General features: G+C 73.3%; 12 protein-coding genes and 1 riboswitch. Of the genes, 5 read left to right on the forward strand and 7 right to left on the reverse strand.

Annotated features, from left to right (window positions below):
* Nucleotides 1-645: 645 nt before the first annotated feature.
* Genes ABD345_RS05280 through ABD345_RS05290 form a run of 3 tightly spaced genes read right to left on the reverse strand, consistent with a single transcriptional unit; the run spans nucleotide 646 to nucleotide 3,934 of the window.
* Nucleotides 646-1,737: a threonine aldolase family protein gene (locus tag ABD345_RS05280; protein WP_344550747.1), complete on the reverse strand. Its 1,092-nt coding sequence runs from the start codon at nucleotides 1,735-1,737 to the stop codon at nucleotides 646-648.
* On the reverse strand, nucleotides 1,734-2,498 hold the full coding sequence (locus ABD345_RS05285; RefSeq protein ID WP_344550579.1) for an SDR family NAD(P)-dependent oxidoreductase: 765 nt from the start codon (nucleotides 2,496-2,498) through the stop codon (nucleotides 1,734-1,736). Before ABD345_RS05285 ends, ABD345_RS05280 begins: the two co-directional genes overlap by 4 nt.
* A complete protein-coding gene (locus ABD345_RS05290; RefSeq protein ID WP_344550580.1) occupies nucleotides 2,495-3,934 on the reverse strand; it encodes a DUF6421 family protein in 1,440 nt (479 codons plus the stop codon). Before ABD345_RS05290 ends, ABD345_RS05285 begins: the two co-directional genes overlap by 4 nt.
* Before the next feature lie 356 nt (nucleotides 3,935-4,290).
* On the opposite strand from ABD345_RS05290, the gene ABD345_RS05295 reads away from it, so the two are divergent.
* Both ABD345_RS05295 and ABD345_RS05300 read left to right on the forward strand, forming a co-directional pair.
* Nucleotides 4,291-4,860, forward strand: coding sequence for a DUF5134 domain-containing protein (locus ABD345_RS05295; protein ID WP_344550581.1), 570 nt, complete (start codon nucleotides 4,291-4,293; stop codon nucleotides 4,858-4,860).
* A 178-nt stretch (nucleotides 4,861-5,038) separates the two neighbouring features.
* A complete protein-coding gene (locus ABD345_RS05300; protein WP_344550582.1) occupies nucleotides 5,039-5,986 on the forward strand; it encodes a M56 family metallopeptidase in 948 nt (315 codons plus the stop codon).
* A gap of 104 nt (nucleotides 5,987-6,090) precedes the next feature.
* On the opposite strand, the gene ABD345_RS05305 is transcribed toward ABD345_RS05300, so the two are convergent.
* The gene (locus tag ABD345_RS05305) at nucleotides 6,091-6,510 is read right to left on the reverse strand and encodes a MarR family winged helix-turn-helix transcriptional regulator (RefSeq protein ID WP_344550583.1); all 420 of its coding nucleotides are present in this window, start codon (nucleotides 6,508-6,510) and stop codon (nucleotides 6,091-6,093) included.
* Between the two features lie 88 nt (nucleotides 6,511-6,598).
* Between ABD345_RS05305 and ABD345_RS05310 the strand changes: the two genes are divergently transcribed.
* Nucleotides 6,599-8,200, forward strand: a complete 1,602-nt coding sequence (locus tag ABD345_RS05310) for an MFS transporter (protein ID WP_344550584.1) — start codon at nucleotides 6,599-6,601, stop codon at nucleotides 8,198-8,200.
* Between the two features lie 329 nt (nucleotides 8,201-8,529).
* Here ABD345_RS05310 and ABD345_RS05315 read toward each other — a convergent pair whose 3' ends face one another.
* The gene (locus tag ABD345_RS05315) at nucleotides 8,530-9,396 is read right to left on the reverse strand and encodes a helix-turn-helix domain-containing protein (RefSeq protein WP_344550585.1); all 867 of its coding nucleotides are present in this window, start codon (nucleotides 9,394-9,396) and stop codon (nucleotides 8,530-8,532) included.
* Nucleotides 9,397-9,810: 414 nt separating this feature from the next.
* Between ABD345_RS05315 and ABD345_RS05320 the strand changes: the two genes are divergently transcribed.
* Nucleotides 9,811-10,332 carry an ATP-binding protein gene (locus ABD345_RS05320; RefSeq protein WP_344550586.1) on the forward strand — a complete coding sequence of 174 codons (522 nt, stop codon included), beginning with the start codon at nucleotides 9,811-9,813 and terminating at the stop codon, nucleotides 10,330-10,332.
* A gap of 169 nt (nucleotides 10,333-10,501) precedes the next feature.
* Here the strand turns inward: ABD345_RS05320 and ABD345_RS05325 are convergent, their stop codons facing one another.
* Nucleotides 10,502-10,744 carry a DUF397 domain-containing protein gene (locus tag ABD345_RS05325; protein ID WP_344550587.1) on the reverse strand — a complete coding sequence of 81 codons (243 nt, stop codon included), beginning with the start codon at nucleotides 10,742-10,744 and terminating at the stop codon, nucleotides 10,502-10,504.
* 348 nt (nucleotides 10,745-11,092) lie between these two features.
* On the opposite strand from ABD345_RS05325, the gene ABD345_RS05330 reads away from it, so the two are divergent.
* Nucleotides 11,093-11,992, forward strand: a complete 900-nt coding sequence (locus ABD345_RS05330) for a sirohydrochlorin chelatase (protein WP_344550588.1) — start codon at nucleotides 11,093-11,095, stop codon at nucleotides 11,990-11,992.
* A 133-nt stretch (nucleotides 11,993-12,125) separates the two neighbouring features.
* Here ABD345_RS05330 and ABD345_RS05335 read toward each other — a convergent pair whose 3' ends face one another.
* A complete protein-coding gene (locus ABD345_RS05335) occupies nucleotides 12,126-14,276 on the reverse strand; it encodes a hypothetical protein (protein WP_344550589.1) in 2,151 nt (716 codons plus the stop codon).
* Nucleotides 14,277-14,744: 468 nt separating this feature from the next.
* Nucleotides 14,745-14,914, forward strand: a riboswitch (cyclic di-AMP (ydaO/yuaA leader).
* The last annotated feature ends 4 nt before the right edge of the window (nucleotides 14,915-14,918 follow it).

Genomic DNA, 14,918 nt, shown 5'->3' on the forward strand with positions numbered 1-14,918 from the left:
CATGTGTTAAGCACGCCGCCAGCGTTCGTCCTGAGCCAGGATCAAACTCTCCGTGAATGTCTCCACGGGGAGCGGCACGGCAACCACCGGAATAAGGCGGCCCCGCGCACTGCGTCCTCGCTAGTGTTTTACTTCAAAAGGAATCTCCAACCAACCGATACCGGCTGGCCGGGGATGTCAACATATCTGGCGTTGACTTTTGGCACGCTGTTGAGTTCTCAAGGAACGGATGCTTCCTTCGAGCCGCATTCCTGCGGACCCTCCGGGCCTTCGTTCTTTCGTCTTCCCAGCTTATCAGATCCGAGCTCGTGCTCTTTCCCGACTCGCTTTCGTCTTCCGCAGCTTGACGCTCCGTCCGACGTTTCAAACTCTAGCCGATCCCCGCTCCGTAAAGCGAATCGGCCGCAATCTCCGGAAAAGCGCACGCCGAAAAAGCGAACGGGGACGCGAAAAGCAACGCGACCCGTCACGGATCATCGAACTAGGTTTCTCAGGGGATTGGCCGCCCCGGGACCGTCCACACGGATTGCGTGTCCGGTGCTCCCTGCCGAGCGACCAGTCAACACTACGCCGGATCGACGACGGGTGCAAACGGCGTCCCGTCCCCGATCCGGCGTGCGTAGCCGACGAGCCGTGCGGGCCGACTCAGTCCTGGCGGGCCATCTCCTCGGCGATCGCGGCGGCGAAGGCGTCGATGTCCTGCTCGGTGGTGTCGAAGGCGGCCATCCAGCGGACCTCGCCGGTGTGCTCGTCCCAGAAGTAGAAGCGGTAGCGCTTCTGGAGGCGCTCGCTGACCTCGCGCGGGAGGAGGGCGAAGACGGCGTTGGCCTGGACGGGGCGGACGACGGTGACGCCGGGGACGTCGCGGACGGCGGCTTCCAGGCGGCGGGCCATCGCGTTGGCGTGGCCGGCGTTGCGGAGCCAGAGGTCACCGGTGAGGAGGGCCTCGAACTGGACGGAGACGAAGCGCATCTTCGAGGCGAGCTGCATCGACATCTTGCGCAGGTACTTGAGGTTGCGGACCTTGTCGGGGTCGAGGACGACCACGACCTCGCCGAGCAGCAGGCCGTTCTTGGTGCCGCCGAAGGAGAGGACGTCGACTCCGGCGTCGGTGGTGAACTCCCGGAACGGGACGCCGAGGGAGGCGGCGGCGTTGGCGAGCCGGGAGCCGTCCATGTGGACGAGCATGCCGCGTTCGTGGGCGTGCTCGCAGATCGCCAGGACCTCGTCGACGGTGTAGAGGGTGCCGAGCTCGGTGGACTGGGTGATCGAGACGGCGAGCGGCTGGGCGCGGTGCTCGTCGCCCCAGCCCCAGGCCTGCTGGTCGATCAGGGCGGGGGTGAGCTTGCCGTCGGGGGTGGGGACGGTGTGGATCTTGATGCCGGCGAGCTTCTCGGGGGCGCCGCCCTCGTCCACGTTGATGTGGGCGCTCTCGGCGGCGACGACCGCGCCCCAGCGCGGGAGCAGGGCCTGGAGGGCGACGACGTTGGCGCCGGTGCCGTTGAAGACGGGGTACGCCTCGGCGCGGTCGCCGAAGTGGCGGCGGAAGACGGCCTGCAGGTGTTCGGTGTAGGCGTCCTCGCCGTAGGCGACCTGGTGGCCGTCGTTGGCCAGGGCGATCGCGGCGAGCACCTCGGGGTGGACGCCGGCGTAGTTGTCGCTGGCGAAACCGCGGACGGCGGGGTCGTGGTGCCGCACCGCGTCGGTCGGGCCGAAGGCGGAGGTGGCGGGGTTCATCGGGCTGTCAGCCACAGGTGCTGTCCGTTCAGTTCTGCTGCGGGGCGGTCCCAGAGGGACGCCAGGGTGGTGGCCAGGTCGGCGGTGTCGGTGAAGCCGGGGAACTTGGCGTCCGGCTTCTCGGCCCGCATCTCGGGGCTGACCAGGGCCTTGATGACCAGGATGACGGCGGCGGCGGTGGGGTCGCCGTCGGGGGCGGTGGTCTCCTTGCGGAAGGAGTCGGCCATCGCCAGGGTCCAGGCTTCGGTGGCGGCCTTGGCGGCGGCGTACGCGGCGCCGCCCGCGGTGGGCCGGTGCGCGGCGGCGGCGGAGACCATGGCGTAGCGGCCCGCGGGGCTGCGGAGCAGGGCGGGCTGGAAGGCCAGCGAGGTGTGCTGGAGGGTGCGGACGACGGTGTCGTGCAGGAAGTCCCAGTCGTCGATCCGGGAGTCGAAGAAGGTCTTGCTGCCGCGCCAGCCGCCGACCAGGTGGAGGAGTCCGTCGACGCGGCCGTGTTCGGCCTCCAGGTGGTCGGCCCAGTCGTGCACCTCCTGCGGGTCGAGCAGGTCGATGACCTGGCCGTGCAGGTCCGCGCCGGGGACGGCGTCGCGGACGGTCGCGAGGGCGGCGTCCAGCCGGTGCTGGTCGATGTCGGCGCCGATGACGGTGGCGCCGTCGGCGGCGAGGCGGCGCAGGGTGGCCCGGCCGGCCGGGCCGCTGGCTCCGGCGACGGCGATCACCTTGCCGTCGAGGGGGCGGGCTGCGGGGCGGGGGGTGCTCATGCGGCGGCCTCCTGGGTGCTGGTGCCGGTGATGCCCTTGGTGCCGGCGATGACGCGGCCGAGCTTCTTGGCGAGTGCTTCGTAGAACATGCTGAGCGGGAACTCGTCGGGGTGGACGGCGTCGCACAGCGCCTTGCGCAGTGCCTTGTCGTCGGCGAGGTCGAGCGGGAGCGCCTCGGGGCCCTTGGCCCAGGTGGAGGCGGGGTGCGGGGTGAGGTAGCGGGAGACCAGTTCGTAGGCGGCGATCCAGTGCGCGGTCTTGGGCCGGTCGATGCCGTCGCGGTAGAGGGTCTCGATCTCGGCGCAGAGCTGGTTGGTGGTGTCGGCGACCCGGGCCCAGTCGATGGTGAGCCGGTTGTCGCGCCAGCGCAGGGCGTCGTGCTTGTGCAGGTAGGCGAAGAGCAGCTGGCCGCCGAGGCCGTCGTAGTTGCGGACCCGGTCGCCGCTGACCGGGAAGCGGAACAGGCGGTCGAAGAGGATGGCGTACTGGACGTCGCGGCCCTGGGGGTGGCCCTCGGCCTCCAGGCGGACCGACTCCTTGAAGGTGTTGAGGTCGCAGCGGAGCTCTTCGAGGCCGTACATCCAGAACGGGCTGCGCTGTTTGATCATGAAGGGGTCGAACGGCAGGTCGCCGTGGCTGTGGGTGCGGTCGTGGACGAGGTCCCACAGGACGAAGGTCTGCTGGGTGCGGTCCTGGTCGTCGAGCAGTCCGGCGGCGTCGGCGGGGATGTCGAGGCCGAGCTGGCGGACGGCGCTGGTGGTGACGGCGCGGAAGCGGGCGGCCTCGCGGTCGCAGAAGATGCCGCCCCAGGTGAAACGTTCCGGCGCTTCGCGGACGGCCACGGTCTCGGGGAAGAGCACCGCGGAGTTGGTGTCGTAGCCGGCGGTGAAGTCCTCGAAGGCGATGCCGAGGTAGCCGGGGTTGTCGAAGCGGGTGCGCTCCAGTTCGGCGATCCACTCGGGCCAGACGACCTTCAGCAGGACGGCTTCCAGGTTGCGGTCCGGGTTGCCGTTCTGGGTGTACATCGGGAAGACCACCAGGTGGCCGGTGCCGTCGACGCGGTGCTCGTTCGGGCGGAAGGCCAGCAGCGAGTCGAGGAAGTCGGGCTCGCGGTAGCCGGTGTCGGCCCACTTGCGCAGGTCGGCGCGGACGGCGGCCAGGTAGTCGGCGTCGTGCGGGAAGAGCGGGGCCAGTTCGGCGACGGCCTCCTGCACGCTCTCGACCAGCGGGTCGACGTCCGCGCGCGGCACGGCGGCGAGGTCGATCGAGCCGTCCTTGGACTGCAGCGGCCGGAGCGCCTCGACGGCGGCCTTGAGGCGCGTCCAGGCGGGGTGGCCGGCCGGGCCCGCGCTCCGGTCGGCGGCCGGACCGGTGGCGTGGGCGGCGGTGCTGTGGGCGTCGCCCGCGAGCGCGAGCGTCGGCGAAAGATTCTGCATCACAGGCTCACTTCGACAGGAGTTATTTCGACAGGACCACGTTAAATGCGAAAGGTTCTCCGGCTCAAGGTCACTCGGACGGAAGATGCTCCAGTTCGTAGTACCGCCCTCCGTCGTTCCCGCCACGCTGGATGAAACGGACAGTTCCGGCGCCGACGGGAGCGGGGCGGTCGGTCTGCCCCGACCATCCCCCGGGGTCGGGGGGCCCGCCACCGGGGCGCTCACGGTGCGCGCCCGAGCGGTCACGCCTCGGTGCGCCCCCGTTCACGCCCTGCTGCGCCCGGGCGGGGTCGGTGATCGTGGGAGGGGCGGCCCGGTCCGGCGGGTCCGGTGCCGAGGGCACGGAGGGGGACGCGATGCACGGTCCGGCGCTGGTGAGCTGGCTGCTGGCGGCGCTGGCCGCGGGCAGCGGCGGCTACTGCGGGTGGCGGGTCCGCCGCTGGAGCGCCGATCCGGCCTGCGGCGGGCACCACCGGGCCCGCCGGGAGTCGGACGTGCTGGAGGCCGCGATGGGCCTGGGCATGGCCGGGATGGCGCTGCTGCCGGGGGTGTTCTGGGGGTGGCCGTACGCGCTGCTGGCGGCGGTGCTGCTGGTGGGCGCGCTGGCCGGGCGCGGGGCCGGGCTGCGGGTGCACCGGCTGCACCACGGGATCGGCGCGCTGGCGATGGCGTACATGGCGCTGGCGATGGCGGGCGGGGGCGGCGCGCCGGGCGGGCACGGCGGGCACCACGGGCAGCCGGGCGGGCTGCCGGTGCTGACGGGGGCGCTGCTGGTGTACTTCGGGGCGTACGCGCTCTGGGAGGGCAGCCGGGTGCTGGCGGTGGGCGGCCCGGCGGGGGCGGGCGGCCCGGTGGGGGCGCCGCTGCCGCGGGCCTGCCGGGCGGCGATGGGGATCGGGATGTTCGCGATGCTGCTGTCGATGTGAGCCGCGCGGACGTGCGGTGGCCCGCGCCCGGCGCGGGCTGACGGGGCGTCGGGGGCGGTGTCCGGGCGTGCTCTTGGTCACTGGACCCACCCGGGCGTTCCGCCCGGACGTGTGGCGGCATAGGTTGGGGGAGGCGCACCGCCGCGCCCCCGCCCCCTCCCTCGGGGAGACCCTTGCCATGACGGCACTGCTGAGCCTGCTGCTGCTCGGACTACTGCTCGCCACCGTGGCGCCGAGCCGCCTGGCCCGGGCCCGCTGGCCGGAGCGCGAACCGGTGCTGGCCCTGCTGGTGTGGCAGATGCTGGTGGTCGCGGTGCTGCTGTGCTGCCTGCTGAGCCTGCTGCTGGCGAGCGCGGCCGCCCTGCCCGGCTGGCGGGACGCGGTGTTCACCGGCGCCCCGGCCGGGGTGGAGGACGCGTACGGGCTGGCGGGCCTGGAGGGTTGGGGCCGGCTGTCGGCGGCGGTGCTGGCGGCGGGCGGGCTGTGGACGGCGGTGTCCCTGGCCCGGGAGATCCGCTCGGCGCGCGCGGAGCGCGGTCACCGGCACGCCCAACTGGTGAGCCGGGCCCCGGAGTTGCCGAGTTCGCTGCTGCCCCGTCGGCGCCGGGTGCGGGAGCCGCTGGTGGTGCTGGAGAACGTCCGGCCGCAGGCGTGGTCGCTGCCGGGGCCGCGGGCCCGGCTGGTGGTGACCACGGGGGCGCTGCAGCAGCTGTCCGACCGGGAGCTGGCGGCGGTGCTGAGCCACGAGCGCGGCCACGTCCGGGCCCGGCACCACTGGCTGGCGCAGTGCGCGCAGGCGCTGGCCACCGGCTTCCCGGGGGTGGGGGTGTTCTCCGCGTTCCGCGACCAGGTGACGGTGCTGGTGGAGCTGGCGGCGGACGACCGGGCGGCGCGGCGGCACGGGCGGGTGACCACGGCGCTGGCGCTGGCGGAGCTGAACAGCTCGGTGTTCGCCTCCTGCCCGCCGGCCCAGCTGGCGCAGTCCCCCGCCCGGGTGGACCGGCTGCTGCTGGGCGAGCCCCGGCTGCCGGTGCCGGCCCGGCTGGGCTGGACGCTGGCGGCGTTGGCGGCCCCGCTGGGCGCGGCGCTGCTGGCGGTGGCGCCGGGGCTGTCGGCGCTGCTCTGAGCCCGGCCGGGCGGGACGGCTGACGGCCGCTCGGCCCGGCGCTCCCCCGACCCGGGCCCGGCCTCGATCCAGCTTCCGGCCCCGGCCCGGCCCCGGATGTTGCTTCAGCCTTCGGAGCCGAGCGTCTCGGCGAGGATCCTCCGGTGCACGGGGCGGGCCTTGGCGTAGCGCTCGCGGCCCTCCCCGGTGAGCGCGATGTAGATGCCGCGCCGGTCGTCGACGCAGTGCGTGCGCTGGACCAGGCCGGCCTTCTCCATCCGGGCGACCAGCCGGGAGAACGCGCTCTGGCTGAGGTGGACGGTGTTGGCCAGGGCCTGCGCCCGCTCGCCGTGCCCGGGTTCATCCAGCTCGAACTCCCGCAGCCGCTCCAGCAGTTCGAACTCGCTGACGCCGAGCCCGAACGCCTCGCCCAGCTCGCGGTCGATGGCGCAGGAGGTGGCCGCGTGGCGGGCCAGCAGGGCGCGCCACTGCTCGCCGAGCGCCGTCTCCGCGGCGGAGTCGCGGTCTGGGTCGAAGTCGGTCACGCCGCCACCGTAGCACATGCACGCACATCTGTTGCGTTCACATTAAATGCACTTGCATCTCATGCATATGCATGTAGCGTTCCGTGCCATGACCGACACGACCGTGATCCGCACCCCCGAGGTCGACGCCTCCGCGGCCGACGCCCGCCCGACCGGCACACCATCCGCCGACACCCCACTGGCCGACTCCCCCGTGACCGACGGACGCTGGAGCCCCCGCCTGTGGGGCGCCCTGGTGGTGCTCTGCGCCGCGATGTTCCTCGACGCGCTGGACGTCTCGATGGTCGGCGTCGCCCTGCCGTCCATCGGCGCCGACCTGCACCTGTCCGACTCCGCCCTGCAGTGGGTGGTGAGCGGCTACGTCCTCGGCTACGGCGGGCTGCTGCTGCTCGGCGGCCGCGCGGCCGACCTGCTCGGCCGCCGCCGGGTGTTCCTGGTCGCGCTGGCCGTGTTCGCCGCCGCCTCGCTGCTGGGCGGGCTGGTGGACAGCGGGCCGCTGCTGATCGGCGCCCGCTTCCTGAAGGGCGTCAGCGCCGCGTTCACCGCGCCGGCCGGCCTCTCCATCATCACGACCACGTTCCCGGAGGGCCCGGCCCGCAACCGGGCGCTGTCGATCTACACCACCTGCTCGGCGGCGGGCTTCTCGCTCGGCCTGGTGATCAGCGGGCTGCTGACCTCGGCGGGCTGGCGGCTGACCTTCCTGATGCCCGTCCCGGTCGCCCTGATCGCGCTGGCCGCGGGCGTCAAGCTGCTGCCCCGGCGCGGCGACGAGCACCGCGCCTCCGGCGGGTACGACGTGGCGGGCGCGATCACCGGCACCGCGGCGGTGCTGCTCCTGGTGTTCACGGTGACGGAGGCCCAGGGCGCGGGCTGGCTCTCGCCGCGCACGGTCGGGTCGCTGCTGCTGGTGGTGGCGCTGGCGGTGGCCTTCCTGCTGATCGAGACCCGCACCGCCCACCCGCTGGTCCGGCTCGGCATCTTCCGCGACGCGGGCGTCCGCCGGGCGAACCTGACGGCGCTGACGCTGATGGGCAGTTACGCGGGCTTCCAGTTCGTGGCCACGCTGTACCTGCAGCGGCTGCTCGGCTGGTCGGCGCTGGAGACGGCGCTCGGGCTGCTGCCCGGCGGCGCGGTGGTGGCCTTCTCGGCGGGTGCCGTCGGCAGGCTGCTGGACCGGTTCGGCGCGGCCCGGGTGCTGCCGGTCGGCGTGGCCTCGATGGTGCTCGGGTACGCGCTGTTCCTCCGGCTGGACGAGCACAGCGGCTTCCTCGACCTGGCGCTGCCGAGCATGCTGCTGATCGGCGCCGGCTTCGCGCTGGCCTTCCCCTCGATCAACGTGGCGGCGACCTCCGGGGTGGCGGACGACGAACAGGGCCTGGCCTCGGGCCTGGTGAACACCGCGCTCCAGGTCGGCGGCGCGATCGTGCTGGCGGTCACCACCGCGGTGCTCACCGCGGGCAGCGCCGGGGGCACCGACGCGCACGCCCAACTGGCGGGCTACCGGCCCGCGTTGCTGCTGGTGACGGGCACCACCGCGCTCGGCCTGCTGGTCGCGCTGACCGGCGCGCTCCGCTCCGGCCGCGCGACGGCCGACCACGCGGAGAGCACGAGCGCGGGCGGCACGAACGCGGGAACCACCGAGGGCGCGGCGGGCGCGCGGACGGCGGAAGGCGTGCGGGTGGAGCACTGAGGAACCCCCGGGCGGTCGACCCCTCGCCGCCCGGCGCGCTCCGGCAGTGTGTCGGAATCCGGCTCCACCAAACCCCCGTGTTGGTGGAGCCGGCACGCGTCGTCCGCACCGACCCGGACGGGCGGTGCGGACTTCGGAGCAGACACCATGGCAGTTCGGCGGGCCACGGTCAATCGGGGCGGCGGCGGCGAGACCGAACCGCCACCGGGCGCCGGGAGGTCGGGAGCACCGGCCGCACCGGCCGCGCGCCCCCCGGGCACCGGCGCACGCCGTCCGCGCCGGTGCCGTCCGCCCCGGAGCCGCCCGCCCGGGCCGCCCCGGCCGTCGGGCTACTGGCCCTTGAGGATCGACTGCAGCAGGTCGAGCGTCTGCTGCGGGGTGAGGCTGTCCACGCACAGCCGCTCCATCACCTGCAGGTACTCGTCGACGTCGTCGCGCTTGTCCAGGTAGAGCGCGCTGGTGAGTTGCTCCACGTAGACCACGTCGGGGAGGTCCTGCTCGGGGAAGCGCAGCACCGAGAAGGCGCCGCTCTCGCCGGCGTGCGCGCCGAACCGGAACGGCATCACCTGGAGCACCACGCTGGGGAGTTGGGCCAGTTCCACCAGGTGCTCCAACTGGGCCCGCATCACCTCGGGGCCGCCGACCGGGCGGCGCAGCGCGGCCTCGTCGATGACGGCCCAGAGCTTGGGGCCGCGTCCCTCGGTGAGGAGCTTCTGCCGGCGGGTGCGCAGGGCGACGCGGCGGGTGATCTCCTCCTCGGCGAGGGCGGGCCGGTTCTGCGCGAAGATCGCCCGGGCGTAGTCCTCGCCCTGGAGCAGGCCGGGGACGAACTGCACCTCGTAGGTGCGGATCAGCGCGGCGGCCTCCTCCAGCCCGATGTAGGTCTGGAACCAGTTGGGCAGCACGTCGTTGTAACTGTGCCACCAGCCGGACTTGTTGGCCTCGCGGACCAGCGCCAGCAGGGCCTCGCGGTCGGGGCCGGTGGAGAGCCCGTAGAGGCTGAGCAGGTCGGCGACGTCCCGTTCCTTGAAGGAGACCCGGCCGAGCTCCATCCGGCTGATCTTGGACTCGGAGGCCCGGATCGCGTAGCCGGCGTCCTCGCGGGTGATGGCGCAGCCCTCGCGGAGCCGACGGAGCTGGGAGCCGAGGAGGATGCGGCGCACCATCGAGCCCCCGCCGGGCTGAACTGTGGTCATCGGACCAAACCTCCACTTGGACGGACCAGTTGCACAGTCTGCCATCACTCGGGCGCACTGAGTGCCGATAGTGGTGCGGCGTGCTACCGCTTCGGCCACTCCGGGGTCCATCTTGCACGTGCATCCGGGCCATGCATATGCCAATCGCACGACTGCACGTGAATCGACTCTTGCATCTGCCGTGAGCGCAGAGGACCATGGTGCACGTGCACTTGCACGCCCTGGCAATCCCGCGGGCTCCGCGTCGACCCCATGCGCGAACCCGCACACCCTCCCGGCAACGCCCGCGCGTCGCTGGGTACTTGTGTGTGCGGACCGGTCGACCCGGCGGCCCGACGGCCGAGCGAGTCGGAGGTGACCGGCATGACCCCGGTGGGTCCCGCCGTGTCCGCCCCCTTATGGGAGGAGCTCTTCATGAGCACCGGTACGGTCCTGGCGACCGACCCTCATGTGGTCAGCTGCACCCTCGCTCCCCGCTTCGAAGCGGTGCGCACCGCAAGGGAGTTCACCAGGCGGACGCTGGACGGCTGGGGCCTGGGGGAGATCTTCGACGACGTCGCGCTGGTGACCTCCGAGCTGGTGACCAACGCGCTGCGGCACGCCCTCGGCCAGAGCGAGCCGTCCCGCGTCCCGGCGCAGAGCGGTCCGTCGGCGGCCGCCGAGTCGCTGCCGATCCGGATCAGCCTGGTGCACCGCTCCCCGCAGGTGGTCTGCGCGGTCAGCGACCCGTCCAGCGCGGGCCCGATCGCCCGGGAGGCCGACTTCGTGGCGGAGTCCGGCCGCGGCCTGCACCTGGTGGACTCCTTCTCCCGCTCCTGGGGCTGGCACCCGCTGGCCGGCGCCGGGAAGGTGGTCTGGGCGCTGTTCGACACCCACGCGGCCGTGCCGGGCCCCGATCTGCTGTCCAACTCCGGTCGGCACCGCCGTTCCGCCTGACCGGAAACCGTCGACGACCCCCGCCTCCGCCGTGGCGAAATCCCTTGCCGAACCGTCGAATTGACGAACCGTCAGCGCGACGGCCACCGCCCGGGGCACCGCCCGGAACAACGGAGGCCGTCGCGGATGGATCCCACGACGGCCCGGGTGGACGGGAGTTGGAGCCCAGTCAGGGGTTGCCCCCCAGGTGGTCGAACTCCCCGTCCTTCACGCCGAGCAGCATCGCGGTGATCTCGTCCCGGGTGTAGACCAGCGCCGGGCCCCCCGGGAAGCGCGAGTTGCGCATCGCCACGTCGCCGTTCGGCAGCGCGGCGAACTCCACGCAGTTGCCCTTCGAGTTGCTGTGACGGCTCTTCTGCCAGACCACCCCGTCCAGGTCGGTCGCCGCCATGCCGTTGTACGCCTCACGCATTGTCTTCTCCCCAGAGCCTGGCGAATGCCTCACTTGACGTGATGATAACCCCCCTGCACGTGCATCAGCATGGGAAATTTCCCGTGCAGAGGAACGTGCTGATGCCGTCACCAAGCCTTCACAGCAGCGTAATTGACGGTGCGTAAGCGGACACAGCCGGGCGAAACGCCAGTCACTCCATGACCGTCCGCACACAGCCGTCAGCGCGTTGTCGATCTTCACCCCCTACAACGCGGTTCACAGGCAGTCACGATTCGCACTGTGATCACTGTCACTTCCCGACCGAAAGCCGCCCGCTGTCGGCATCCGACTGCAACGCGCGCGGGGACATGTCCTACGATCTGGCGCATGAGCACCGCAGCCATCCCGGGCGCGCCACTGCCCGTCCGTACGCCAGGCTCCCGTGCGCGGGGGCGCCACCGCCGTCCCGAGCGCCCCGAGATCATGGCCGGTTCGCCTGCCCTGGTGCTGGCGGTTCCGACCGCCGCCGGGCCGGAGAACCGTCCGGTCGTCGAGGAGCTGCTGTCCATCGTCCGCACCGAGCAGTCGGGCATCGAGGTGACGGCGGCCTACCTGGGCGGCGAGGACGCGCCGACGGTGGCCGAGCTGCTGGCGGCCGCCGCCGAGTCGGGGCAGCCCGCGCCGCTGGTCGTCCCGCTGGTGCCCGGGCCGCACGACTTCCTGCCCGAACTGCACAAGCTGGCCGCCGAGACCGGCGCCCGGGTGCTGGACCCGCTGGGCCCGCACCCGCTGCTGGCCGAGGCCGTGCACGTGCGGCTGTCCGAGGCCGGGCTGGCCCGGGCCGACCGGGCCCGACTGTTCGCCATCGCCACCGCCGCCGACGGCGTGGTGCTGACCACGGTCGGCGGCGAGGAGGCGGCCGCCTCGGCGGGCATCACCGGCGTCCTGCTGGCCTCCCGGCTGGCGGTCCCGGTCGTCCCGGCCGCGCTGGACGTGCCGGGCTCGGTCGCCGCGGCCGTGGCGCACCTGCGGGCCACCGGCTCCGAGCGCCCCGCGCTGGCCCCGCTGGTGATCGGCCCGGAGGCCGATCCCGAGCTGCTGGCCACCGCGGCCGAGGAGACCGGCTGCGCCAGCGCCGCTCCGATCGGCGCCTACCCGACGGTGGGCCAGCTGATCGCCTCCGCCTACCTGGCGGCGCTCCCCGAGCCCACCCAGGAGCAGCTGGAGGCCGCCGAGGCGGCCGCCGAGCAGCAGCGCACCTCCCCGGGGGCGCACGCGGCGCGCTGACGCCGACCAGGGACCGCGACGGGCAGGGGCAGCGAATCGGCGCGCTCCCGCCCGTCGCGCTTTTCCGCCCGCGGCCCGACGCGCTCTGCCGCCCGCGGCCCGACCGGCTCCCGGCCCGCGGCGCCCCCGGCGCTCAGCCCCCGGTGACCCGCCCGGTCTTCGGCGCGCTGTCGGTGAAGGCGAGCGCGGGCAGCGCGACGGCCCGCGGCGGGACGGGCGCCTCGGCGGGGGCGGTGGCCGCGTTCCACGGGGTGCCCGCGAGGCCCTGGCCTCCCCCGGCCTTGCCGAGCGAGACGGTCTGCGCCTGCCCGGCCGGGCGGAACAGGATCTGCTTGGGGTCGGGCGCCTCCGGGTCGAGCCACAGCTCGCTGCCCTTGGCGCCGCCGAACTCGCAGTCCAGCACGGCGATGTCGTCCGGTTCGCCGTCCCCGGTGGCCCGGAACGCCACCCCGGCCTTGCGGTAGCCGGTCAGCCTGCTGCGGCTGAGGGTGACCCGCTCGCCGGCGAGCTGGTGCTTGAGGGTGGCGACCGCGTAGTCGGACTGCCCGGCGGCGTCGATCAGCAGTCCGTCGAAGACGGTGCCCCGGTCGCGGCCGAGCGCGTGCACGGCGATGCCGCCGGCCGCGTTGCCGTACAGCACCGAGGCGGTGTAGTCGAAGTCGTTCAGGTAGGCGCCGTGCTCGATGCCCCAGCCGCCGTTGTGGTAGGCCGCGTACTGGGTGACGGTGTGGTGGTGCTCGGCGTTGAGCCAGACGAAGACGCCGTTCTCCAGGTTGTTGTGCGCCAGGCAGCGTTCGAAGGTCCAGACGCCCTCGCTGGTCTCCGGCCACTCGTAGCCGGAGGCGCCGGTGGCGCCCTGGACGCCGACGGCCACGCAGTCCCGGGCCGAGGAGCCCGTCCCGGCGCCGAGGCTGAAGCCGGTGAGCCGGTAGCCGCGCGGGTTGGGTTCGAAGACGGTGCGGGAGGCGACGCAGCCCTCGTAGGCGATGTCGTCGGAGGGGCCCTGCGGGGTGCGGGTGTCGATCGGGCCGTCCCACCAGTACGCGTCCTCCCAGGTGTCGTGGGAGATGCAGCCGCGGAAGGTGATGCCGTGGCTGGCGTGCGGCACGAAGGCGTGGCTGCCGGTGTCGCGGACCACCACGCCCTCGACCACGGTGCCGCGCGAGGTGTCCAGCAGCATGTGGAAGTGCAGCCCGTACCGGCCGAGCACCGGCTCGGTGACCGGCTTGCCGTTCCAGCTGTCCTTCCCGTTCGCCCGCGGCCCGAGCCAGCGCAGCGCGGCGTGCCGGACGTCGGCGGGCCGGCTGGAGGTGAGGTGGACGTGCGCCCGGCCGTTCTCGGTGCCCTCGATCCGGACGTTGCGGCTGAGGTTGAGCACCTCGGCGCCGAAGGTCGCGCCGCCGCCGAGCGCCACCCGGGGGTGGGCGTTCTTCAGCGGGCCGGTCAGCGTGACGGTGGCGCCGTCGACCCGCTCGACGGTCACCAGGTCGTACGAGGTGGAGAAGTCGTCGGTGTCGGGCGGCGCGGTGGGGGTGACGGCCAGTTCGTCGCCGGGCTGCCAGCCGGTGGGGGCGGCGGCCAGCTTGATCGTGCTGTCGCCGGGCTTCAGCGCGGTGGCGGCGCGGGTCCAGGCGGTGCGGGGGGCGCCGTCCAGCCGCAGGTAGCCCTGGCCGGTGACCCACAGGCCGGTGTCGGTGTCGACGACCGTCATGCCGCCGCCGGCGAAGCGGCGCTCGTCGACCTCGGGGAAGCGCAGGACGTGGGTGTGCGCGCCGTCGGGGGCGAGCGCCAGGGTGCCGCGCACCTCGACGTTGCCGCTGCTGGCCAGGGTCAGCGACCGGTCCGCGGCGAACACCAGCGAGCCGGTCGGTTCCACCAGCAGCGAGCCGACCTTCGCGTCGGCGTCCAGCACCACCCGGTCGGTGATCCGCACCGCGCTGCCGGGCCCGGGCAGCCGTCCGCCCCAGCCCCCGGCGTCCGACCACTTGCGGCCGCCCTGGTCGACCGGCGGGGGTGGCGGGGGCGGCGCGGACGGTCGCGGGCTCCCGGACGCGGGCGGCGGGGCGCCGGTGCCGTGCCGGTGGCCCGCCGGGCTGCCGCTGCCGCCGCCCGGGGCGGGCCGCGCGGCGGGCTCGTCGGCCCCCGCCAGGGACTGCCGCAGGACCACTCCCCCGCCGAGCGCCGTCACCGTCCCGACCGCCAGCCAGGTCAGCATCCTGCGCCGCCCGACCAGCGGCCGCCGGTGCCGCGCCGGCGGCTGCTCGCCGTTCCGCTGCTGTTCCACCTCGGCCGCCCTTCCGGGGCCCGCGACCCCGCGTCGTCGGGGGCAGCATAGGCAGAACGGCCACCGAAAAGCGGCGACTTCCGTTTCGCTTAAGCATCCTGACGTACCGTCAGTCATCAGTTCGACCATTCGGCCACGGCCCCGCCGCGGGCCCCGGCGCACCGGACGAATCAGAAATCGGGCACAAATGCCTCTCGAGAAACCATCACATATGCCGAATATTCACTCACCGATCAGCATAACGCCCAAAACGGGCACAAGATCAGCTATCGCCTGACGCGCGGCCAGGCCCGGTCAGCGGTGCGGGAGTTCGCCGAATGCTCCTTGGTCGCGAATTTCGCACACCGTGACGGCGGTCACAGGCATTTGCGAATCATCCTTAATTCCGCTTAATCTCCTGCCCACGTTCGTGGACACACGAACCCAGTTCACCCGGAACGCCGAGTCCTGCCGCCGGGTGGGCCGGCTCATGCATCAACGCACCACGGCAGGGGCGGGGGAACCAGGTAAGTCGCCCCGGGCGGCCGAGAGGCCGTACGGGGCTTGGGGTGAAGCCGGGCGCACCACGCGGTGCGCGCGGCCGGGCAACTCCAGCCCGAATCCGACAGCTCACCTCGCAGGCGTGGGAGAGGAACGCTTCTT

Origin of the sequence: Kitasatospora saccharophila, from assembly GCF_039529925.1 — a bacterium.
Taxonomy (GTDB): domain Bacteria; phylum Actinomycetota; class Actinomycetes; order Streptomycetales; family Streptomycetaceae; genus Kitasatospora; species Kitasatospora saccharophila.